This is a genomic window from Hymenobacter radiodurans (genome assembly GCF_004355185.1).
In the GTDB taxonomy this organism is placed as follows: Bacteria; Bacteroidota; Bacteroidia; order Cytophagales; family Hymenobacteraceae; genus Hymenobacter; species Hymenobacter radiodurans.
Genome location: NZ_CP037922.1, coordinates 1255575 through 1278053, shown reverse-complemented (window position 1 = coordinate 1278053; position 22479 = coordinate 1255575). Strand labels below are relative to the sequence as shown.

Annotated in this window: 18 protein-coding genes and 2 pseudogenes; 7 read left to right on the top strand and 13 right to left on the bottom strand. The window is 51.4% G+C overall.

What is annotated here, in order from left to right; genetic code table 11:
* Positions 1-132 precede the first annotated feature (132 nt).
* From EPD59_RS06615 to rocF, 6 genes and pseudogenes are all read right to left on the bottom strand, one after another.
* A pseudogene (locus EPD59_RS06615) lies at positions 133-1076 on the bottom strand (1,4-dihydroxy-2-naphthoate polyprenyltransferase).
* 81 nt (positions 1077-1157) lie between these two features.
* A complete protein-coding gene (locus EPD59_RS06610; protein WP_240731647.1) occupies positions 1158-1658 on the bottom strand; it encodes a glutathione peroxidase in 501 nt (166 codons plus the stop codon).
* A gap of 221 nt (positions 1659-1879) precedes the next feature.
* Positions 1880-2461: an LOG family protein gene (locus EPD59_RS06605; protein WP_133272090.1), complete on the bottom strand. Its 582-nt coding sequence runs from the start codon at positions 2459-2461 to the stop codon at positions 1880-1882.
* A 73-nt stretch (positions 2462-2534) separates the two neighbouring features.
* Complete coding sequence (gene argS / locus EPD59_RS06600) at positions 2535-4328, bottom strand: arginine--tRNA ligase (protein ID WP_133272089.1); 1794 nt, start codon at positions 4326-4328, stop codon at positions 2535-2537.
* Positions 4329-4408: 80 nt separating this feature from the next.
* The gene (locus EPD59_RS06595; RefSeq protein WP_133272088.1) at positions 4409-4855 is read right to left on the bottom strand and encodes a YbaY family lipoprotein; all 447 of its coding nucleotides are present in this window, start codon (positions 4853-4855) and stop codon (positions 4409-4411) included.
* 142 nt (positions 4856-4997) lie between these two features.
* Positions 4998-5906 (bottom strand): arginase, encoded by a 909-nt coding sequence (gene rocF, locus EPD59_RS06590; RefSeq protein ID WP_317128523.1) that lies wholly within the window; start codon positions 5904-5906, stop codon positions 4998-5000.
* A gap of 355 nt (positions 5907-6261) precedes the next feature.
* Between rocF and EPD59_RS06585 the strand changes: the two genes are divergently transcribed.
* Positions 6262-7671 (top strand): type III PLP-dependent enzyme domain-containing protein, encoded by a 1410-nt coding sequence (locus EPD59_RS06585; protein WP_133272087.1) that lies wholly within the window; start codon positions 6262-6264, stop codon positions 7669-7671.
* Between the two features lie 354 nt (positions 7672-8025).
* Positions 8026-8178 carry a hypothetical protein gene (locus EPD59_RS21525; RefSeq protein WP_165963497.1) on the top strand — a complete coding sequence of 51 codons (153 nt, stop codon included), beginning with the start codon at positions 8026-8028 and terminating at the stop codon, positions 8176-8178.
* An 87-nt stretch (positions 8179-8265) separates the two neighbouring features.
* Here the strand turns inward: EPD59_RS21525 and EPD59_RS06580 are convergent, their stop codons facing one another.
* Positions 8266-8805: a D-glycero-alpha-D-manno-heptose-1,7-bisphosphate 7-phosphatase gene (locus EPD59_RS06580; RefSeq protein WP_133272086.1), complete on the bottom strand. Its 540-nt coding sequence runs from the start codon at positions 8803-8805 to the stop codon at positions 8266-8268.
* A 165-nt stretch (positions 8806-8970) separates the two neighbouring features.
* Here EPD59_RS06580 and hemG point away from each other — a divergent pair, with 165 nt between their 5' ends.
* From hemG to EPD59_RS06565, 3 genes are read left to right on the top strand one after another with little or no spacing between them, the layout of a single operon-like run.
* Positions 8971-10302 carry a protoporphyrinogen oxidase gene (hemG, locus tag EPD59_RS06575; RefSeq protein WP_133272085.1) on the top strand — a complete coding sequence of 444 codons (1332 nt, stop codon included), beginning with the start codon at positions 8971-8973 and terminating at the stop codon, positions 10300-10302.
* Positions 10303-10328: 26 nt separating this feature from the next.
* On the top strand, positions 10329-11123 hold the full coding sequence (locus tag EPD59_RS06570) for a polyprenol monophosphomannose synthase (RefSeq protein ID WP_133272084.1): 795 nt from the start codon (positions 10329-10331) through the stop codon (positions 11121-11123).
* A 58-nt stretch (positions 11124-11181) separates the two neighbouring features.
* The gene (locus EPD59_RS06565; RefSeq protein WP_133272083.1) at positions 11182-12126 is read left to right on the top strand and encodes a TerC family protein; all 945 of its coding nucleotides are present in this window, start codon (positions 11182-11184) and stop codon (positions 12124-12126) included.
* 85 nt (positions 12127-12211) lie between these two features.
* On the opposite strand, the gene EPD59_RS06560 is transcribed toward EPD59_RS06565, so the two are convergent.
* The gene (locus EPD59_RS06560; protein WP_133272082.1) at positions 12212-14362 is read right to left on the bottom strand and encodes a transglycosylase domain-containing protein; all 2151 of its coding nucleotides are present in this window, start codon (positions 14360-14362) and stop codon (positions 12212-12214) included.
* A 159-nt stretch (positions 14363-14521) separates the two neighbouring features.
* On the opposite strand from EPD59_RS06560, the pseudogene purB reads away from it, so the two are divergent.
* Positions 14522-15879 (top strand): annotated as a pseudogene (gene purB, locus EPD59_RS06555) (adenylosuccinate lyase).
* A gap of 86 nt (positions 15880-15965) precedes the next feature.
* Positions 15966-17075 (top strand): glycosyltransferase family 9 protein, encoded by a 1110-nt coding sequence (locus EPD59_RS06550; RefSeq protein WP_133272081.1) that lies wholly within the window; start codon positions 15966-15968, stop codon positions 17073-17075.
* Here EPD59_RS06550 and EPD59_RS06545 read toward each other — a convergent pair.
* From EPD59_RS06545 to EPD59_RS06525, 5 genes are all read right to left on the bottom strand, one after another.
* Positions 17072-18196 carry a glycosyltransferase gene (locus EPD59_RS06545; RefSeq protein WP_133272080.1) on the bottom strand — a complete coding sequence of 375 codons (1125 nt, stop codon included), beginning with the start codon at positions 18194-18196 and terminating at the stop codon, positions 17072-17074. The genes EPD59_RS06550 and EPD59_RS06545 overlap by 4 nt on opposite strands.
* A gap of 80 nt (positions 18197-18276) precedes the next feature.
* A complete protein-coding gene (locus EPD59_RS06540; RefSeq protein WP_240731646.1) occupies positions 18277-19251 on the bottom strand; it encodes a glycosyltransferase family 2 protein in 975 nt (324 codons plus the stop codon).
* Positions 19252-19255: 4 nt separating this feature from the next.
* Entirely contained in the window at positions 19256-19783 is a 528-nt protein-coding gene (locus EPD59_RS06535; protein ID WP_133272078.1) for a DUF4199 domain-containing protein, read from the bottom strand.
* 48 nt (positions 19784-19831) lie between these two features.
* Positions 19832-20395: a DUF4199 domain-containing protein gene (locus tag EPD59_RS06530; RefSeq protein WP_165963496.1), complete on the bottom strand. Its 564-nt coding sequence runs from the start codon at positions 20393-20395 to the stop codon at positions 19832-19834.
* A gap of 27 nt (positions 20396-20422) precedes the next feature.
* Entirely contained in the window at positions 20423-22474 is a 2052-nt protein-coding gene (locus EPD59_RS06525) for a BatA domain-containing protein (protein ID WP_165963495.1), read from the bottom strand.
* Between the last annotated feature and the right edge of the window lie 5 nt (positions 22475-22479).

Sequence of the window (22479 nt, the reverse complement as noted above, 5' to 3'; positions counted from 1 at the left end):
GCTCCACAGTAACAGAAGTCGACCAGACAAGAACGAGGGCAGGTTTAGTGCGCGCATAGTGCAGGCTAATGTACACATTTGCCCCCCAGAAACCGCTCACTAGCATTCCATTCGAGCGTGCAAATGTCGTTGCTATAGCACCTGCCCTATTCCGAATAAGAGCACAAACACCAGCGTGCTCATAGCCATTTGCTTCAGCAGCGGGTCAAGCTGCTTTGATTCCTGTCGGGCCCATACCTGACGACCATTGAACCAGAACAGTGGAATAGAAAGCAGGAATAGCCACTGCCAGGGCGAATGGTACGTGAGGGCTACATAGATGGCAGCGCTGCCCAAGCCGAAGATCAGCAGTAGCCAGTGGTAGCGCCGCGCCGATTTGCCCCCCAGCCGCACGGGAATCGTGATTTTACCGGCTAGCTCGTCGGAGCGAATGTCGCGGATGTTGTTGACGTTGAGCACGGCCGTAGCGAAGCAGCCTAAGGTAATGGCAGGCAGCAGAATAGCCAGTGGCAGGGTCTGGGTTTGCAGAAAGTAGGTACCGCCCACGCCAACCAGCCCAAAAAAGATGAATACCGAGGCATCGCCCAAGCCGGCGTAGCCATACGGATTGCTGCCCGCTGTGTAGTTGATAGCGGCCCAAATAGCGGCCAGGCCGAGCAGCAGAAAAATCAGCAGAATCCACATGCCTGCCGCGCCCAGTGCTACCCATAGCAGCGCCAGCCCCGAGATAAAGGCCGCTACGCCAAATACGCCCATGGCCTGCTTCATACGGGCCGGTGTGATATAGCCAGCCTGTACCGCCCGCAGCGGACCTTCGCGGTGCACGCTGTCGGCCCCGTTCTGCGAATCGCCGTAGTCGTTGGCGAGGTTACTCAGAATCTGGAGTAAGATGGTAGTAAGCGCGGCCAGCCCCACAACGGCGCCATTGAATTGCCCCCCGGCAGCGGCTAAAAAGCCCCCGTGAGAATACTGGCCAATGCTAAGGGCAGCGTGCGTGGCCGAAAAGCCGAAACCCAAGCGCTGACGGAGCTTGGGTTTGAGTTTGGAGATGTGGAAGAAGCCGAGGAAGTAGTCATACGCCGGAAGCGAAAACCAAAACGTCATGCTAAGACTATCGAAGCATGACGTTTTGCGGAAGGAACAAAGGTACAATCCTTCTATTTCAGAATAGCGGCCACCAGTTCATCACTCATGGGCTTTACTTTGGAAGGATAGTAACCAACGACGTGGCCTTGCTCATCCACCAGGTATTTGCAGAAATTCCAGGTAGGCGCGTCGCTGATGGCCCCGTTCTTCGTCTTGTCGGCCAGAAACTGAAATAGAGGCGCCGTGTCGTCGCCTTTTACCGATACTTTCTCAAACATAGGGAAGGTAACGCCGAAGTTCTTCTCGCAGAAGGTGGCAATTTCCTCGTTGGTGCCAGGTTCCTGACCGCCGAAATTGTTGGCTGGAAAGCCCAGTACCGTTACTTTGTCGCCGTGCTTTTTGTGTAGCTCTTCCAATTCCTTGTACTGCGGGGTATAGCCGCATTCCGAGGCCACATTCACAATGAGCAGCTTCTTGCCTGCAAACTGGCTTAGCTTCACATCTTTACCCTCAATAGTTTTTACGGTATAGTCGTATACGGTGCCGGCAGCAGTTTCGGAAGCGGTATTCATAGTAAGGGCAGTTGTGGGTTGAGAGGAGGAAAATCCGCAGGAGGCGAGCGCAACGAGCAGAAGAATACTGAAAGCTTGCATGGGGGGCTTTTTCAATGGGTGAGCATGAAGATACTACGTCCTGGCATCGGCCAAACCACAAGTAAGAACCCAATGTTTTGGAGCTCACAAAAATGATGATACAACCCGCTCGACTCTATCTTAATTAGCCTACTGCCGACTTATGTAGTGGGTGGGCTAAGCCACTTCTCGACTGCTATTGGCTCAAAACGCAGCATTTTATCCAGCAGTAGCACCGGCGATTCGTCCTGCAAAAGCTGCCCACGATTCTCCAGCCGTAGCAGCCCCTCCCCCGCCATCGTATCGAGCAGGGCCAGGAGTTGGTCGTAGTAGCCATCCACATTGAGCACCGCTACCGGCTTGCGGTGCAGCCCAAGTTGAGCCCAAGTTAGGACCTCGAAAAGCTCTTCCAGAGTGCCGTAACCGCCGGGCATGGCCACGAAGCCTTCTGCCAAATCAGCCATCAGCAGCTTCCGCTCGTGCATAGACTTCACGATGTGCAGCTCCGTAAGGCCTAAATGAGCCAGTTCTTTATCCGCCAGAAAATCAGGGATAACACCAATGACACGGCCGCCGTGGCGCATAACGCTGTCGGCCACGGCCCCCATCAGGCCTACCCGGCCGCCACCGTACACCAGCGTCATGTTGCGCTCAGCTAGGGCTTGCCCCATCGCGTCTGCTTGCTGGCGGTAGATATCATTGTGTCCGGCGCTGGAACCGCAGTATACTGCTACACTTTTCATCTGGGAAGTTTGGTAATTCAATAGGCTTAAAGCAAAACTCCCCTCTTGCTTAGGGAGAGGAGTTTCAAAGGGTTTACATACGCTCCGGCACCGCAATACCAAGTAGCTTCATGCTAGCCTTGATGGCGCAGCCCGTTTGGGCCGACAGCGCCACGCGGAAGGCCCGCTTGGCTTCGTCGGGCTCGGCCAGTACCTGCACTTCGGCGTAGAAGCGGTTGTAGGTTTTGGCCAAATCATAGGCATACTGGGCTACAATAGCCGGTGAGAAAGTGCGGGCTGCTTCCTTTACCACGTTGGCATACCGGGCCAGTTCCTCAATCATTTCTCGCTCGGCCTTCTGCAAGTCGCCAAGACTCAGAAAATCGTTTTTTTCGCTGACGCCCATTTGCTCGGCTTTGCGGCGCAACTGAGCAATCCGAGCGTGGGAATACTGAATAAACGGCCCCGTGTGCCCTTCCAACTGCACCGATTCCTCCGGATTGAACAGCATCCGCTTCTTAGGGTCAACTTTTAGCAGATAGTATTTCAGGGCGCCGAGGCCCAAGATGTGGAACAGCTCGGTTTGCTCGTCCTCAGTTAGGCCTTCGATTTTGCCTTTTTCAAGGGTCGCGACTTTGGCGGCTTCCACTACTTCGCGCACCAGCTCGTCGGCGTCTACAACCGTGCCTTCACGGGTTTTCATTTTACCCGTGGGCAAATCTACCATGCCATAGCTGAGGTGGTGAATGGCGGCGGCGTAGGGCTTTTCAAGCTTCTGAAGCGTGGCCTGCAACACCTGCATATGGTAGTTCTGCTCGTCGGCAATAACGTAGATGCTCGAGTCGTAGTGAAAGTCGGCATACTTCAGCTCGGCCGTACCTAGGTCTTGGGTCAGATAAACGCTGGTGCCATCTGAGCGGAGTAGAATCTTCTGATCGAGGCCTTCCTGAGCTAAGTCTACCCAAGTGGAGCCATCTTCCTTGCGGTAGAATAATCCCCGATCCAGCCCCTCCTGCACCCGCTCCTTACCCAGTAGGTAAGTACCCGACTCGTAGTAGAACTTGTCGAAATCGACACCGATGGCCGCGTAGGTAGCATTGTGACCTTCGTAGACCCAGCCGTTCATCTGCCGCCATAGGCTGACCACTTCCTCGTCGCCGGCCTCCCACTTTTGCAGCATGTCGCGGGCTTCCAGCATCAGCGGCGCCGACGCCTTAGCCTTGTCTTCGGCCACGCCTTCGGCTACCAATTGAGCAACTTGCTCCCGGTAATGCTTCTCAAACAGCACGTAGTATTTACCTACCAAATGGTCGCCCTTGATGCTGTCACTTTCGGGTGTCTCGGCGTGGCCAAACCGCTGGTAGCCCAGCATCGATTTACAGATGTGAATGCCCCGGTCATTGACTAGGTTTACCTTTGACACGGTAGCACCAGTGGCTTTCAGAATCTCAGCTACAGAGTAGCCCAGAAAATTATTGCGCAAATGTCCTAGGTGCAAAGGCTTGTTGGTATTCGGCGAGGAATACTCCACCACCACATTCTGAGGGCCGTTAGTGAGTACCGGCGCATTCTCGGGCTGCTGCACCAAGTCTTGAAACTGGCGCAGCCATTCACGGTCGGCCACTTCTAAGTTCAGGAAGCCTTTGACCACGTTAAACCCGCTCACTCGGGGCTCATGCGTGGTTAACCATTCACCTAGGGCCTGCCCTATCTGCTCAGGGCCTTTGCCTAGGCTTTTGGTCAAGGAAAACGTCACGAGCGTAAATGTGCCGGCGAATTCTTTGCGAGTAGGCTGAATAACAAGCTGCTCCGTTGCGACCGTAGCGCCAAATATCTGCTGAATAGCGGCGCTCAGCGCCGCTTTGATGTCTTGTTCGAGTTGTTGCACGGGGTGCGGAGAATTAGGAAGTTAAGCGGCACAAAAGTAGTGCAAGCTACGGCTTAGGTTACGAAAAAGCCCCCAGACCCTTATTTAGCACTCACCTGTTGGAGCACAATGTTCACGTCGAGGGGGTTGCCGTGGGTAATAACGGGGTAGGCTTGGGTGGTCGTGAATAGCAATTTGCCATCTGCCAGAATGCGAGCTTGCACGGCGTAAGTACTCTGCGCCTTGATTTGGGCGGGGTCGTAGCGCAGTAAAAACTCGTACGGCACCTGCTTGCCCTCCGAAGGGCGCAAGGTCAAGGAGTCGAGCACGGTGGCGGCTACATCGGCGAAGCTTACGTCTAGGAGTTGCAGCTTTACGATGGCCGTGGGCGGCAGCGCTATTCGCTCGCGGTAGCTCACTGTGCCCGTAACAGCGGCGCTTACGGTCTGGCCAGGCACATCGCCTTCAGGGCCGCGCTTCTGGGGCGTTACGGAGCAGGCACTAAGTGCCAAAGCTATTACTCCCAACCGCACGTTCCTGAGCTTCATATTACTAGGTTTTAGCCTGAACTGGAATTGAATATAGGCAAGCCGCCGCAGCTTTAATACCCCGACTTCAATGGCAGCAGTTGTTTAGTTGACACTCATCCCCACAAACAAGCGCTGGGGGGCTTTTTTGGGCGCAATAGAGCTATGTGGTGGCGCGACTCTGACGCGAGGTAGCGTCGGCGAGGTGCAGATGATTCTGAATGGTATCCGTGGCCGCTTCCAGAATGTCGAAGGCATTTCTGGCCATCGTATTTTCGGAGTCGAGCGTCGGGTTTATTTCCACCATTTCGAAGCATACTATCCGGTCGTTATCCAAAAGGGCTTGGCATAAAGCAATTGCTTCATCTACGTTCAATCCTTCCTTCACAGGTGTACCGGTGCCTTTGCTGAAGCGTGAGTCCAGAGAATCTACGTCGAACGATATATACACTAAGTCGCAGAAACGTAAGCGCTCATAAATCTCGCGGGCTACCTGCTTCGGGCCTTTCTCTTTGAACTCAGCCAAGCTGAAGTTCTTGATGTTATGGCGCTTAATTACTTCGTTTTCTTCGTGCTCCGTATCGCGCACCACCACATACACCAGGTGTTCGGGCTTAATCTTAGGACCGGGTTCGCCCAAGTTTTTTAAGCGATGCCAGAAAAACTCGGTTTCCGGCTCCGGCACATTCCGCTGGCACTCCAAGTTGTCCTCGTTCAGCGCCATGGCGATGGGCATGCCGTGAATATTGCCCGAGGGTGTGGTGTAAGGTGAATGAATATCGGCGTGGGCATCTATCCACACCACGCCCAGCGTTTTGTGCGGATAAGCAGTTTTAATGCCCGCTATAGTGGCGGCAGCGTTGGAATGGTCGCCGGCCAGAACTAGTGGAAATTCTCCGAGGCGTACTGTTTGTTCAACCGTGTTAGCAATGTTTTTTTGTACCGTATAAACTGAGTCGATGTGCTTGGCGTAAGGGAAGTGGTTTTTATCGAACAGCACATGATTCAGGTCCGGCACAGCTACGGAATTGAACCGGCGGAAATAATCAGAACCTTTGTTTAAACAGGCAATCCGTAGCGCATCTACGCCCAGACTGGCCCGCGAGTCCCGGCTCCTAGCTCGGAGCGGACTTCGATGAGCTTAATACGTTTCATAAAAGAACGATGCGCCGACAGGAACGGACGGCTAAGGGCCTTGGCCGAATACCAGAGAGCAGGACCACGTCTCACCGCTCTCGCCCTGGGCGCCCCGCATCGGAGTACCCACCTACCGCCTATCTTTGTCGGCCTACAAAGGTGCGGAAAAGCCCGCAAAAGGCCAATCTGTTGTTAACTGGCGGAAATGATGATGAGTGGATTACCGCCCACTCACTTTATTACCCTTTTCGCCCCAAAATTCTACCCATTCAGCCCTTTCATTTCCCCTAATGGATACCTACCACGACCTGATTTCCCAAACCTTCGATTTTCCCACGGCCGATTTTACTGTTCAGAATAACGAGCTACGCTTCCATGATATTCCGCTCATGGAAATCGTGCGCAAGCATGGCACGCCGCTGCGCCTCACGTACTTGCCCAAAATCAGCTCGCAGATTCAGCGTGCCAAGACATGGTTTGCTGATGCAATCGAGAAAATAGGCTATAACGGCACGTACACTTATAGCTACTGCACGAAATCGTCGCACTTCAGCTTCATTGTTGAGGAGGCCCTCAAAAACGACATTCATATCGAGACTTCATCTTGGTTCGATATCAATATTGTGCGGGCTATGTACGCGAAAGGCAAGCTCACAAAAGACACGTACGTGATTTGCAATGGCTACAAGCGCGAAGAATACAAGCGCGATATTTCCGATCTGATCAACGACGGCTTCGTGAACTGTATGCCCATCCTCGATAACCTGGGCGAAATCGATTATTACCACGACCACGTCCGCGAGAAATGCAGCGTCGGCATGCGCTTGGCCTCCGATGAAGAGCCACGTTTCCAGTTCTACACCTCCCGCCTGGGTGTTCGCTACGCCGATGCGATTCCGCTGTATGAGCAGAAGATCAAGGATGACCCGCGCTTCGAGCTCAAAATGCTGCACTACTTCATCAATACGGGCATAAAAGACACCAGCTACTATTGGTCGGAGCTAAGCCGTTTTGTGCACAAGTATTGTGAGCTACGAAAGGTGTGTCCTACCCTTACTACCATCGATATCGGCGGCGGATTGCCTATTCAAACCAGCATCCAGCCGGAGTACGATTATCAGTACATGGTAGAAGAAATTCTGCGCACTATTCAGCGTATCTGTGCGGAAGAAGGTGTACCAGAACCCCATATTTTCACCGAGTTTGGCATTTTTACCGTCGGCGAGAGTGGCATGACGCTGTACTCTATTCTGGGCGAGAAGCTACAGAACGACAAGGAGTTGTGGTACATGATTGACGGCTCGTTTATTACCAATCTTCCCGACACTTGGGCCCTGAATCAGCGCTTTATCATGTTGGCATTGAATGGCTGGGAGAAGCGCTACAACAAGATTCAACTGGGCGGCCTTACCTGCGACTCGCAAGACTACTACAACGCCGAGAAGCACATTTATCAGGTCTTCCTGCCCGAGTTGCGCACCAAGAATCAAGAAACGGTGGAGCCGCAGTACGTTGGATTTTTCCATACCGGCGCGTATCAGGAAAGCCTTTCTGGCTATGGCGGCGTTAAACACTGCTTGATTCCAGCCCCTAAGCACGTCATCCTCGACCGCGCTGAAGACGGAACCCTCCTTGATTGGGAGTTTGCCCCAGAGCAGAACAGCGACAGTATGATGCGGATTCTGGGCTATCAGCAGTAGACCAGCAGTTTTTTAATGCTGCTGCCGTTAAAAGGTCCTTTAACATAAGCAAAAAAGCCTCCCAAATTCCATGTGGGGGGCTTTTTTGCTTAAGAGAAATACTTTTAGTTGTCAAGAACAGGTCTCAGCTGCCACTATGCTGAGAAAATTATTCGTAACGCTACGAACACTTGAACACTAGGGAAGACCCAAGTATATTAGAGACTAAAACATAAGCTGATGCATTGGTTTCGCATAAGCTCTGGATTATTCGCAGCTTCACAGATAATTTAAATCGCGACTAAGCGTTATCGGGCATAACATTTGAGGAATAGAGTGTAAGCGTCCGAATTTCCTCTCAACTTGTATTTTATCATGAAAAAACTGCTTCTAGTAGCCGTTGTCGGACTGGCCGGCCTGGGCTCGTGCCGCACTAAGTGCCCGGCTTATTCCACTACCAAGCCTGCTACCCAGGTTTCGTCTTCCATTACGGCTAGCGCAGAACAAACTTCGGCCGCGCGGCAGTAGGTTGCCAAAGGTTTTGCTACACGCACCAAAGCCGGCTTTCCTTCAGGGGAGGCCGGCTTTGGTGCGTGTAGAGAGGTAAGCAGTTATTTAGTTATTACCCAGAATCAAGTCGGTAGCACCCACTAAATCATTGGCTTGCATAAGGTTGGGGTGAATAGTTGTATCGCCAATCAGAATGCCACGTACGCCGGCGCGTGCGCCGGCCTCCATGTCGCGAAGCCGGTCGCCGATTATCCAGCACTGAGCCGGATCGAGTTGAAAGCGGGCAATACCTTTCTCTATCATCAACGAATCCGGTTTGCGCAACAGCGACTCACTTACCGAAGGATGACCCGGCGCGAAGTAAAGCGCGTCCAGTGCATCACCGCAGGCTGCCTGTAGCTTAGCGTGGCAGGCCTTTACCTCAGCAGCCGTGTACAGGCCTTTGGCAATGCCGGCCTGGTTGGTCACTACAATCAGATAATAACCGGCTGCTTTCAGACGAGCTAGGCTTGCGGGCACGCCTTCCAGTATCTCAAAGTCGGCTGGGCGCCACACGTATTCGCCAATTTCTTTATTCAAAACGCCATCACGGTCCAGAAAGATGGCTTTAGCATGAGAGGAATGCTCAGTTTGTGGGTTATTCATTGGCATAAAGCTACTGATTCTGGCTGGGGGGCAAATTAGCGGCCTTAACTTTGATGCCACTGCTGATAAAAGGCATTTATTAGCCGTAGGTTGTGTTGGTAAGAGTGTCACTTGTGGGCCGCTGTTCATCCCACACAACTTAGCGGCACTTACTTTTCGCTGACTATGAAAGTCGCTATTCTGGGAGGAGGCATTTCGGGGCTCACACTCGCTTTTTATCTGCAAAAAGCTGGCGTCGCTTACGATCTATTTGAGGCTAATGATACGCTGGGGGGCAATTTGCGCACCGAGCGCCGCGATGGCTATCTGCTCGAAACCGGCCCCAACTCCCTTCAGCTCAGCGACGAGTTGGGCGACCTACTCGCCGACTTGAACCTTACTAGCGAAATTCAGGAAACGGCCGCCGTCAGCGCCAACCGTTACATCCTGCGCAATGGCCGCTACCATCGCTTGCCTGCCTCGCCGCCAGCGTTGCTTACCAGTGGTTTTTTTAGCTTCAAAGCCAAGCTGAATATACTGCGCGAATTGGCCCGTCCTGCTGTGCTGCCGGATGCGCAGGAGACACTGGGGGGCTTTTTTCGGCGACGCTTTGGCTCCGAAATCGTCGATTACGCGCTCAATCCATTTATCTCGGGCATTTATGCTGGCGACCCGGAACAGCTCCTTCTGCACAAGACCTTCCCGAAACTAGCCGCGCTGGAGCAAACGTATGGCTCCGTGCTGCGTGGCCTAGCCAAATCGGGCGGCGCGGGTGGACGGCGCAAAATTTTCTCCCTGCGTGGTGGCCTCCAAACGCTGGCCACAGCCCTTACCAATCAGCTTACCCACCGCCACACCGGCCAGCTAGTCACGGGCCTGACACGTGATACGGCGGGCAACTACCAGGTTCAGACGGCTCGAGGGGCTTTTTCAGATGCGTCCTATGATGTCGTCGCCCTGGCCCTACCTGCCTACGCCGCTGCCCCACTACTTAAACCGCTTTTTCCGGAAGCAGCTTCTGCCCTAGCAGCTGTGAATTATCCGCCCATGGCCGCCGTATTCACCGCCTACCGCCGTACTGATGTTACTCACCCGCTGGATGGCTTTGGGGCTCTCCACCCAAAAGTAGAGCAGTCCTACGCAGCCGGCAGTATCTGGACCACCTCCATCTTTCCCGACCGCGCGCCCACCGATCAAGTGCTGTTCACCACCTTCGTGGGCGGCAGTCAATATGCAGCACAAGCTGATCAGGCTGCCGAGGAGCAAAAGGCGGCTGTGCATGAGGAGTTAAGTCGTTTCTACGGAATTAAGAGTGCTCCACTGTGGCAGCACCAATATTACTGGGCGAAGGCTATTCCGCAATTTGATACACGCATTATAGCGGCACACGCTGCTGCCGATGAACTGGCGGCGCAGGGAATAGAGTCTGTGGCTAATTGGCGGGCTGGAGTTGGTGTACCCGATTGCGTACGCTATGCGCGCCAAATGGCAGAAAAAATCGCTGATAGTGCAGCTTGAGTGCCTATATTTCTATCTTTGATCCAATGAATGATGGGCTGGTCCTAATTCCGACGTACAACGAGCGCGAAAACGCGGAATTGATTATCCGTAAAGTATTCTCGCTACCTAAAGCTTTCGACGTGCTTGTCATCGACGATGGCTCGCCTGACGGTACCGCTCAGGTTGTACGTGAACTGCAAAATGAGTTTCCGGGTCGCTTGTTTTTGGAAGAACGGCGCGGTAAGCTCGGCTTAGGCACGGCCTATATTCATGGCTTCGGGTGGGCTCTGCAACACGGCTACAGCTACATTTTTGAGATGGACGCCGACTTCTCGCATAACCCCGACGACCTCCAGCGCTTATATGAAGCCTGCACCGTGGAAGGCTATGACATGGCCATCGGTAGCCGCTACTGTCAGGGGGTAAACGTCGTCAACTGGCCCATGGATAGGGTATTGATGTCGTGGTTTGCCTCTGCCTACGTTCGCTTCATTACGGGTATGCCTATCGCCGATGCTACGGCGGGCTTTAAATGCTATTCGGCGGAGGTACTGCGCACTATTGAGCTCGACCGTATTCGCTTCGTGGGCTACGCCTTCCAGATTGAAATGAAATGGCTAGCTTACAAGTATGGTTTCCGCATAAAAGAAGTTCCGATCATCTTCACCGACCGCACCCGTGGCACCTCCAAGATGTCGAAGGGTATTTTTAAAGAAGCTTTTTTCGGAGTCGTGCAGATGAAAGTAGCCAGTTGGTTTCGTCGCTTCGACCGGAATTCAGCAGCTAGTTCCAATGCTATTTCGGTTCCGACCGTAACCCCGGCCCGCCAAACCAGGTAAGGCACCTACGGCGGAGTTGCTGCCGGGCCGTGGTCCAGTATCTACCTACTAACAACGAATGGAAAATACCCCCGCCTTTTGGGTTGGCTTCAACGTCTTTGTATTAGCAATGCTAATGCTGGATTTGCTGGTGTTCAACCGCAAGGCCCATGTGGTAAAAATGCGCGAAGCCCTGGGTTGGAGCGCATTCTGGATTGCCCTTTCCCTCACGTTCAATTACCTCGTGTATCGCACGATGGGCAAGCAGGCCGGACTGGAATTTCTGACCGGCTACCTGATTGAGAAGTCTCTGAGTGTGGACAATTTATTCGTGTTCCTGCTCATTTTCAGTTACTTCAAGGTTCCCCAGCAATACCAGCACAAAATCCTTTTTTGGGGAATTATTGGAGCCTTGGTGCTGCGGGCAGTCTTTATCCTGGTAGGAGCGGCTTTACTGGCCAAGTTTCACTTCTTGCTGTATGTACTAGGCGCGTTCCTGATTTATACGGGCATCAAAATGGCCACCAGCGGTAGTGAGCCCGAAATTGACCCTGATAATAATCCCGTGGTCAAGTTCTTGAGTCGCTATATGCCCATTACCAGCAAGATAGAAGATGGGCGCTTCTTTGTGCGCAAAGAAAACCTGCTGTTCGCTACTCCCCTGTTTGTAGTACTAGTAATGGTCGAAACTACAGACGTCGTGTTTGCCGCCGATTCTATCCCCGCCATTCTCGCCGTTTCCCGCGACACGTTTATCGTGTACACTTCCAATGTGTTTGCACTGCTTGGTCTGCGAGCTTTGTACTTTGCTTTGGAAGGGCTTATGCGACTTTTCCACTACCTGCACTACGGCTTATCCCTGATCCTGATATTTATCGGTTTCAAACTCTTAATTACTGATTACCTCCATATTCCTATGGCCATTTCTTTGGGAGTGGTAGGCTTCATTCTGGTGATATCGGTTATCCTATCTCTGGTGTTGCCCAAGAAGGAAAAGGAAGACACTCTGCCACTGCACAAGTAATTGATTGACCACAAAAAAGCTCCCCAGAAGTATTCTGGGGGCTTTTTTGTAACTGTATTTTCCTGAATCACGGGCAACAATGTACTTATGGCTGTTGCGGATTTGGAGTAGGGTTGTTGTTATCATCTTGATCAGGCGGAGTGGTATTTACGCCCGCATCAGGGGTTGTATTGCCCCCAAGCAAATCAATCAAATTCAGAGGCTCAAACTGCGCAGAGTCGGCAGGCGCGAAGGCGCGTACGGTATCCACGGCCGTCACAATGTACTTACGCGCCGGACCATTGAGCGCCACACCCAACGACAGATCATCATAGGCACTTTGGGAGATCATACCCCGCTTGGCCATAATACCAGCAATAAGTCGGTAGAAATATCGCGCACTGCCGCGCAGGTTACCGTAGCTATCGAAGGAGTAACGGTAGAACTTAGGCTTGGGCACAATGCTGGCTAGGTACAGGCTTTCGGATAAATTCAACTCGCTGGGTGATTTATCAAAATAGAAGCGGGCTGCATCTGTTACTCCATACACTTTGGGTCCCCACTCAATAATGTTGAGATACACTTCAAACATGCGTTCCTTCGACGCAACACGCGTATTTTCAATAATCCACACAATCAGCGTCTCTTCTGCTTTCCGAGCCAGAGTTTTCTTACGCGTCAGAAATACGTTTTTGACCAACTGCATCGAGATAGTGCTGCCACCACGTGCGAAGCGCTTCTCTTTAATATTCTGAATGGCTGACTTCACAAACGCCTTTTCCATGAATCCTTTATGCGTGAAGAAGCGCGGGTCTTCGGCCGTCAGGATGGCGTTTTTGAGGTGATTGGAAATTCGGTTGAAAGGCGTAAAATCCCGGTTAGGAGTCCCTACTTTGAAGGTGCGAATAGAGTCGCCCTTGTCGTTATAAGCGGTATAAGCAAAGGCTTGATTCAGCTTACTCAGATCTTCATTGCCCCAGCGCGTAACGCGGAAGTTTTTGCTGCGCAGTGTTGAATTGAACGTCAGGCTATCGAGCTGGTTCATGTCCAACGCTGCCTTCAGGCTGTACGTAAGCGTGCCCTCGCCCTTCGTTCCTTCCAGGGTTTCAAACATGCCTTCCGGCAACGAAGCGAAAAAGTCATTGGCTGTCGTTTCCGTCGACTTGATATCCGCTTTAAACTGCAAGCCGGCCAGTAAGTCATTGCGGGAGGTTAGGCCGTTCAGCTTTTTACCGATGCGCCGCTGCTGAACCGGCAGCTTGCGCAAACTGATGGCGGGGTAAAACACCATCTTATTCAGCGTCACCTTTGTGCCCTCATCCAGCGAAAAAGCCCCCTGGCCCAGCGTAGCCACAAAATCCATAACTCCACTGCGCACTACAATATCCCGATCAGCAAGCTTGGCCTGATAAACAGCAAAGTTGCTGGCTGCTGCTGTACCGCGTAGTGTCAGCTCATCGTCATCTAGTTCCTTATCGGTCAGGCTAAAGCGTAGCGTATCAAACTGTACGCGCGCTTTATAGCGCTGCTGTAAGTAAGGGAATACTACCGGGCGCTTATTTAAGCCATATACCTTGGCCTGCACCACGTAGTCGCGGGGTTCAACCCGCCCCTGAATGCCTACTCGATTTTCAACGGAATCGATAGTTGCTGTTAGTTGCCCCGCAATATTACCATCTTCAATGGTCAGGCTGGGCATATCAATGGTCGCCGCATGGCCTGGGCTGCGGTAGGTGACGAGAAAGTTCTTAAAATCAGCCTCAGCGGGAATATTATCGAATCCGGCCTCGATGAGTTGATTCAGTAGCAGGCCATAATTGGTGCCCTGTGTAGTATCACGCACCACGGCAGTCGGCCGGCTTTTCTTTTTGTAGAGGAAAGAAAAATTATCGGTAGCAGCCGTTTTAAGGGCCGTTAGTCGGGCATTATCGATCTGCAAATTGCTGAATACCGGCCGCCCCGCGAACAAGGAGCGGGCACTCAAAGAAGCATTGATGCTACGGGCCCGCAGTAATGTATCCTTGCCCGTAGGCACCAGAGAAACGCCCTCAACACGCACCGTGTTGAAGTCAGTAAACTTAGCCGGTCCAAGGGTCAGCTGCACAGGATACTTTCGCTCTACCCGCGTTTTGACCTGAGCGAGAGCATAGTCCAGAAGTTGTTGGCGCTTCAGGAAGAATACGCCAACGGCGCCAGCCAACAGCAGCACGAGGATGCCGAAGCCAAGGGCGATTTTTTTCTTAGTAGCAGGAGTCACGCGAATAATCAGGGAGAGGATATCGCGACCAGGCTCTGCGAAATTCGCGCCGAACCCACGGCCGCACGAGCCACAAAGGTAGCGAAAAGCCGAACGCGGCGTTTATGGTAGCGTGAGCGCATTCGCTACCTTTGGTCCTTCTGACTTTTTCTGCCTCTCATGTCTGCCCCTGACACTACACTTTCTCCGCTCACGGCCCTCTCTCCCCTCGATGGCCGCTACCACCGCCAGACGGCTCCATTAGCCCCTTATTTCTCCGAGCTGGCGCTGATTCGTTACCGGGTGCGGGTGGAAGTAGAATACTTTATTGCGCTCTGTGAGCTACCTCTACCCCAATTATCCAGCGTTGATTCTAATACATTTGCCTCATTAAGAGAAGTTTACAAAAAGTTCTCCATTAAGGATGCGGAAGCGGTGAAAGCTCATGAGCGCGTGACGAACCACGACGTAAAGGCTGTTGAGTATTTCCTGCGCGACCAGTTCTCCTCACTAGGGTTAGGCGATTATCTGGAGTTTATTCATTTTGGCCTCACTTCTCAAGACATCAATAACACGGCTATTCCTCTCAGCTTGCGCGAGGCACTGACGGAAATAATATTGCCACAATATGTTGGCTTGCAACAGCATTTGCAGGCATTTTCCCAAACCTGGGGGCAATTCCGATGCTTGCCCGCACGCATGGGCAGCCGGCTTCCCCAACCCGCCTGGGTAAAGAAATAGAGGTATTCGCTGCTCGGCTAGCAGCACAGTTGGAGCTGCTAGCTCAGGTCCCGTTCGGCGCTAAGTTCGGAGGAGCCACTGGCAACTTTAATGCGCATCATGTCGCCTACCCCTTGGTAGATTGGAAGGAGTTTGCTAACCAATTTGTAAATAACACCTTAGGCTTGCATCGAAGCCACCCGACCACTCAGATTGAGCATTACGACCACTTGGCTGCTACCTGCGACGGCTTAAAGAGGCTGAATACCATTCTGATTGACTTCGCCCGCGACGTGTGGCAATACATTTCGCTGGGGTATTTCCGTCAGACCATCAAGGCCGGCGAAGTGGGCTCGTCGGCTATGCCGCACAAGGTCAACCCTATTGATTTTGAGAATGCAGAAGGTAACTTGGGAGTAGCCAACGCTTTGCTGGAGCATTTGGCTGCCAAGCTGCCTATCTCCCGCCTTCAGCGCGACCTCACCGACTCCACAGTACTGCGTAATCTGGGCGTGCCACTTGGCCACACACTATTGGCGTTGAACTCTTTACAACGTGGCTTAAGCAAGTTAGCCCTCGATGAACAAGCCCTCCGCCGCGACCTTGACGCTAACTGGCCCGTGGTAGCGGAGGCCATCCAAACCATTTTGCGCCGCGAGAATTACCCCGATCCTTACAACGCGCTCAAGGCGCTCACTCGCACCCACGGCCCGATTACTGAGCAAACAATTCGGGAGTTCATCGATACCCTGACGGTAAGCGAAGAAGTGAAGGCTGAGCTGCGAGCCATTTCTCCCATGAATTATGTGGGTATTTAACAGCCGTTGATTGCCGGCGAATGTACTTAGAGTGACAACTCCATCCGCCAGCTTGCAGATTAAACAAAAGATAATTCCAGCCCTCAATGCCCGAACTCAACGGCATCCTCGTCCACCCTGACTGCCGCCATTTCCGCGGTGACGTTCCTTGCCAGCCTAATAAAGAGCATGGCTACCAATGCGCCGGCTGCCCAGTATATGCACCTACGCAGCAACGGATTCTCATCATTAAGCTCGGTGCCATTGGCGACGTAATTCGGACTACCCCCCTGCTGCGCCGGCTTCGTCAGGAATATCCGGCGGCTAAAATCACTTGGCTCACGCATACGCCCGCTATTTTGCCCCCCAGCGCCGTAGATGAGATTCTGAAGCTGGACTTAGCCACGGTGTTGCACTTGCAGGCCCGCGAGTTTGAGCTGCTATTCAACTTAGATAAAGACAAAGAAGCCTGCGCCCTGCACGATACTATTCGGGCGGTGCAGAAGTTTGGTTATACACTGCTCCCGAATGGCATACCATGGCCTGGCAATACCTTGGCTAATCACAAGTTCCTTACGGGTGTATTTGATGAGTTGAGCTTAGAAAATCAGAAGCCGTATGTGCAGGAGATCTTTGAGCTGTGTGGCTACGAGTTTCGGGGCGAGGAGTACGTTTTCGATAACCACGACGATAAAGGATACCAATGGGACGCCTTACCGACGAGCCGCCCGCGCATTGGTCTTAATACTGGCTGTGGCGACCGTTGGACCACCCGCTTATGGTCCGACACGCACTGGATAGAGCTAATCACTCAACTTCAACAAGCTGGCTATACGCCCGTGCTACTTGGTGGTACTGCGGAAGACGAACGTAACCAGCGCCTGCGCCTAGCTACCGGAGCTGCTTATCTGGGCACGTTTCCGTTGGAGCAGTTTATCAACATGATGCAGCAGATGGATCTGGTTGTGACTCAGGTTACGATGGCCATGCACATTAGCATTGCGCTTGGCAAGCCAACCGTGCTGATGAACAATATCTTCAATCCCCATGAATTCGATCTGTACGGCCGCGGTCAGATCGTGCAGCCTGACCGGCAGTGTGTTTGCTTTTACCGTGGTACCTGTAAGGTAGGGACGAGCTGTATGGAAGATTTGCCCCCCGCTAAGGTTTTTGCAGCCGTGCAGGCTTCATTGCCCACTTCGATCCTACAAAGTTAGTTTGCCACGGCTTTGAGCGCTGTTACAATCTCACTCCAGGAAAACTGTTTTTTTTGCTCTCGCACCCCTGCCGTAAACTGCTGCTCCCGCTTATTTTGATAAAAATCAACCAATGCGTCGGCAATAGCTTTTGGCTGTGCTTTGGTAACGTAGCCCACCTCGCCGTCGGGTATCAGCTCCGATAAGCCGCCAACATCAGTGACCAGCATAGGGCGCTCAAAGTGATAGGCGATCTGTGATACGCCGCTTTGAGTCGCGTTTTTGTACGGTTGAACGACCAGATCGGCGGCGCAGAAGTAGTCAGCGACGCGCTCATTGGGAATAAAGTCGGTGGCCCGCACCAACCGTTCTTCCAATTTATACTGCTGAATCAAAGCATCGTAAGGTGCAGCAGGCTCATAAAATTCGCCGGCAATAAGAAGCTTAACTGGCAAGGCGCTAAGTCGCGTATCAGCGAAGGCTTCAAGCAAAAGATCCAAGCCTTTATAAGCTCGAATGAAGCCAAAAAACAGAATGTATTGAAAATCCGGGCTAAGATTTAGCGCCTGCAGAGCTTGCTTTTTGGGCTTTAAAGGGCCGAAATTATCGTAAAGCGGGTGTGGCTGGTAGCGAGCGGGCTGGTTGAAATGCAAGCGGCGCAGATCAGCCAGCACGGAGCGCGACATCGTCACGAACCCATGACAAGCCGACAGGAAATAGCGCGTCAGGGGCCGGTCGCCGGGGCGTTTTTCGTGCGGAATTACATTGTCGGTGATGGCGACTACACGCGTGTGGCGATTGCGGGCAATAAGGCGGGCAATGGTGCCCAACGCCGGGCCCATAAACGGCAGCCAAAAGCGGAAAACAACCAAATCCGGCTTTTCGCGACGCAACCGATTCCCTACGCGCCACCACGATACCGGACTCACCGAATTAATACTAACCTCAATTTGTAAGTCGTGGGGGGCTTTTTCGGTACTAAACTGGGTTTGCCCCGGAAATAGAAAGCTAGGATATTGTAAGCTAAATGTTACGAGCCGCACATCGTCACCGGCGTCGCGGAAAGCCCGCGCTAACCGCTCATTGTAGGTGGCTAGTCCACCCCGTAACGGATACGCAGGCCCAATAATGACGACGCGCATAGTTTCAGCTTGGCATAAATGAAACAAGAAACAGCCCGTAATCAGCATGTTTTAACGCTTGCTGATTACGGGCTACTCCGCTATTTAATATTCAGTTTCTCCCTTACTAAGTAGTCATTCCGACGGGCGCCGCTCAAAGAAATCATCTCGGCCAGAAATCCCGCTAAAAACAATTGAACACCTACAATTACCGCTACCAAAGCCAGAAAGAATAAAGGCTGTGCGGTTACGTCGCGCGCTTTTAAGTTGTTTAGAGCCAGATAGACTTTTTGCCCCCCAATCCATAGGGTGATGATCATTCCGAGCAGAAATGACAACGTGCCCATCGTGCCAAAAAAGTGCATGGGACGCCGCCGAAAACGACTTACGAAGGTGATGCTCAGCAAGTCCAGAAAGCCGTATACAAAGCGTTCTAGGCCAAACTTCGTCACCCCGTACTTCCGCTCCTGATGCTGTACCGGCTTCTCCCCGATGCGGGCAAAGCCGTTCCATTTGGCAATTACCGGGATGTAGCGATGCATCTCCCCGTACACCTCAATGCCTTTTACCACGCGTTGGTCGTAGGCTTTAAGACCGCAGTTGAAATCATGCAGCTGAATACCTGATATCCAACGTGTAACGCCGTTAAAAAGCTTGGTTGGAATGGTCTTGCTCAGTGGGTCGAAACGCTTTTTCTTCCAGCCACTCACCAAGTCATAGTGCTCTTCCGTAATCATACGATAGAGTTCGGGCAACTCCTCCGGGGAATCCTGCAAGTCGGCATCCATGGTGCACACCACACGCCCCACTGCTGCCCGAAAGCCCACATTGAGAGCGGCCGACTTACCATAATTACGATTGAAGCGGATGCCGCGTAGATGAGTATCGGCCTGCGCCAATTCCTCGATTACCTCCCAAGAATCATCGGTACTACCGTCATCAATCAAAATGACTTCGTACGTGAGTCCGTGCTGAGCCAGTACCCGATGAATCCAACGTGTCAATTCTGGCAACGATTCTGCTTCGTTGAGCAGTGGGATTACGACTGATATTTCAACAGGAAAATGTTGAGGCAAACGCTTACTCAAATTCGGGACGATTATGCTTGGTAATAGCAGCTATAATAAGGCTAAGTAGAAACCCTGCAATCGCAAATGATATAAGTGCGACCACTATCCCCACTGGGCCACTTGAGAAACGCTGAGACATTTGAACAGTTTGATCAATTTGAGCGTCACTCATACTGCCTGATTCTTCCAACTTGGCACGCGCTTGCTCCATCGCACGCTGAGCGGCGCTAGGATCAATAAACGTCGTATATATATAATTAAAAACACCACCTAAAAGACCAGTAACTAAGCCTACAAGCGCTCCAATACCTAACCCTTGTCCATAGGACATAAAACCATTATTACTCTCTTTATAAGTTTTATGCGCTAGAATAATTCCAACGATCAGAATAACGAAGCTTAATAATGCTAAAGCACTATTCTGTTGCAGATTAGCAGCCAGCAGAATAAAGGAGTAAATAATAGATACAATACCCGTCAAAAGGCCATAACGTAAGCCAACAGAGGTAGTAGAAACTGGAGTAGAATTATTTGCCATGGCATTTATGAAATGAGAGAAAGATGAATAATAGCGGCAATAACGCAGTTATTTTCTAAAGAAAACGCCCCCCGGAAAGCTTAAAAGCAATCCAAACAGCAATTTCTTCTCAAAATCATCAGATGCCAACGCCTGCGGCGTGTGCGCTAAGCTTTGACGGGCTCGGTCGTATTGTTCTTGGCCTCCTGGCTGCTTTACAAATTCTGCCTTACTAGCCTCAAGAAGCACTTTCATCTCTGCCAAATGTCGATCAATTGGTGCTTGCCCAGTGATTCGTGCAAAGCCATAGATACCGGCCGCCGACGTCACAGCAGCCAGAACGGTCGTCAGAATACCAGCTAATAATGCACGTCGCAAGCCTGGCCCCACTGGCAAAAAGGAACGCCGAATTGCCCATTGGCAGAGTAATACAGCCAATGGTGGTACGAACACACTCAGCAAACGCTTAGGTCCATATGGATTGTTGTCGGTCAGATAAAGTACGATTACCCAAATAACACATATGAATCCAGCTCCAATTCCGTAGCGGAGCGCATGGCGTACAGTAAGCTTGTTAGGTTCGGAGGCTGAGTTCACTTGATTTGGAAGGTGGTAAAGCAAGATAGTAGACACCTGCCGCAAAGACTATTGGATAGATTTCTAGGCGGCCACGGCCATTGGTTCCGCTAGTTTAGGTCTGGTCATAAAACGAAGTAACAGCGCTTCGACCAGCAAACAGGCAAGTGCAGCCCACAAGCAGTATTGCCATAAGGGTGTACCGATTCGCTCAGCCCGATACTGTGCTGCTACAGTTTGCCCCCCAGATGCGTCATAAACCTGAATATTTGGATGGTTATTGCCAATCATGTTCCGCAGTTCATCGGCTGAGTAGCGCGCCAAATCTGATTCTCGCTTATCGAGGTTAAATGCCAGGGTTTTGACTGTACGACCGTTACGCGTAAGCTGATAAAAGCCGGCATCTTGCATTCCAGGTGGAACATCAAAACGCAACGCGCCCGCTTGTAGTCGCTGCACAGGAATGAATGTTGAACTATCCTTTGTTAGCTTAAATACTTGCTCGGCATTGTCTGTTGCTTCTGGTACAGCCACTACTACTGTCCGTTGATTTAATCGGTAAGCTGGATTCTGGTCATTTCGAAAGCTTTCCATTGCCAATCGGTACATTACTGGCACAAATAAAGCATGACTAGTAAAGTCTGAATATTCTGTCTCAAATGGGGCAGAAAATAAATATACAGTACCCCTACCGCTGTTGAAGCTGGCTAGATAGCCGTCGCCATCTGCTAGCCGCAGAATGTCTGTTTCAGACCTTGACCAGCGTAATACAGGCGACACTTTTGGCATTACAGTCTGTCGGTTACGGGCTGCAAATACTTCTTTAAAGAAAGGATTTTGAGGACTTGGAACAGATACATCCTTGAGCCCTGGCGTGCCAGTAGGCACAGGCTCCCATTGCACCGAGCCTATTCCTAACTCTTTGAACAGTTGCATGTAAGATGCGCGCCCTGCGGCAAGTGCAGGTGGCACAATAACTACTGAGCCGCCATTATCTACTAGCCTCTTTATATTTTCGCGCAGGCTAGCATCCACGCGTGGCTGCTGAACTATAGCAAGATTAGCCCCTGCTAACTCACTATAATTTATGGTCTGTGGAGTGCTTTTTCTGTATGAGAATAAGACTTCATTTGCATATAAACGTTGCGTAGCTGGTTCACCCGTGGCCAAATCAACGATACGGATCTGCGGCGAAGGCTGGAGGGTAAAGTAGTAGGTATTATCAAAGGTTACTGGAAAATCCTCGATCTCTACCCTACAACGTTGCAACTCATTACTGTCAATGCGTACCCTTACGGGGGTAGTTATTGGGTTCTCAATCCCAACGGTCGTACGATATACCGCTGCTTGCTTATCACCTATGAATAACTTGACCTGACAATTTTCAACCGCCTCTTGCCCGCCATTGCGTAATCGAATTCGCAATATTATATCAGCACCGCGTCGCACGAATGCATCATCTAGCACTACGCTATCTACATATACATTCTTGACGATATCTTGCTGACCTGTAGGCACCAGAAAAATCTTATTCGTGGAATCAAGCTGAGATAATAGTTCAGAAGAGAAATCATTTTTCTGAAAATCTGAAAAGATGAAAGTTTGCCCACTTCCATCTCTAGCCAACCTTTCTCTCTTAACTAAAAATGTGCTTAAACCTCCGGCTTGCCCTGATATAGTAAGCTGTTCTGTAGCACTCTGGAATGCAGCTTTACTAAGTGTATTACCAGCTGGAGGAAGATGAAACCGAGTTGTGGCTGGATAGACATCAGCAAGATTTCTAGCCTCTTCCAATGCCCTATCCAACAAAGATTGATCACTACCTTGAGCTTGCATACTTGGTGAAGTATCTACAAGCATAGAAACAGAGTCTCCTTCCCTTATGTCTTCCTTTGCGGCCGGGATAAATGGCTGACAGAACATCAGGACCAAGAACAGAATAAACCCAATCCGAGCCAGTAAAACTAGTAAGTGCTTTAATTTCCTTTGACGAGCAGTTACGAGTTTTACCTCCTTAATAAAGCCAACATTGGTAAAATGAATGAGTTGAGGCCTGCGCAACTCAAAAAAATGAATAACAATAGGAATAGCTACAGCAAGTAATCCCATTAAAAACCACGGAGATAATAACGCCATTGCTA

Bases quoted from the DNA above. Each gene is read 5' to 3' on its own strand.
- EPD59_RS06550 (WP_133272081.1), top strand. From the start codon at position 15,966: ATGCCCGAACTCAACGGCATCCTCGTCCACCCTGACTGCCGCCATTTC.
- hemG (WP_133272085.1), top strand. From the start codon at position 8,971: ATGAAAGTCGCTATTCTGGGAGGAGGCATTTCGGGGCTCACACTCGCT.
- EPD59_RS06525 (WP_165963495.1), bottom strand. From the start codon at position 22,474: ATGGCGTTATTATCTCCGTGGTTTTTAATGGGATTACTTGCTGTAGCT.
- EPD59_RS06545 (WP_133272080.1), bottom strand. From the start codon at position 18,196: ATGCGCGTCGTCATTATTGGGCCTGCGTATCCGTTACGGGGTGGACTA.
- EPD59_RS06565 (WP_133272083.1), top strand. From the start codon at position 11,182: ATGGAAAATACCCCCGCCTTTTGGGTTGGCTTCAACGTCTTTGTATTA.
- EPD59_RS06585 (WP_133272087.1), top strand. From the start codon at position 6,262: ATGGATACCTACCACGACCTGATTTCCCAAACCTTCGATTTTCCCACG.
- EPD59_RS06595 (WP_133272088.1), bottom strand. From the start codon at position 4,855: ATGAAGCTCAGGAACGTGCGGTTGGGAGTAATAGCTTTGGCACTTAGT.
- EPD59_RS06605 (WP_133272090.1), bottom strand. From the start codon at position 2,461: ATGAAAAGTGTAGCAGTATACTGCGGTTCCAGCGCCGGACACAATGAT.
- EPD59_RS06580 (WP_133272086.1), bottom strand. From the start codon at position 8,805: ATGAATAACCCACAAACTGAGCATTCCTCTCATGCTAAAGCCATCTTT.
- EPD59_RS06535 (WP_133272078.1), bottom strand. From the start codon at position 19,783: ATGGCAAATAATTCTACTCCAGTTTCTACTACCTCTGTTGGCTTACGT.
- EPD59_RS21525 (WP_165963497.1), top strand. From the start codon at position 8,026: ATGAAAAAACTGCTTCTAGTAGCCGTTGTCGGACTGGCCGGCCTGGGC.
- EPD59_RS06570 (WP_133272084.1), top strand. From the start codon at position 10,329: ATGAATGATGGGCTGGTCCTAATTCCGACGTACAACGAGCGCGAAAAC.
- EPD59_RS06610 (WP_240731647.1), bottom strand. From the start codon at position 1,658: ATGAATACCGCTTCCGAAACTGCTGCCGGCACCGTATACGACTATACC.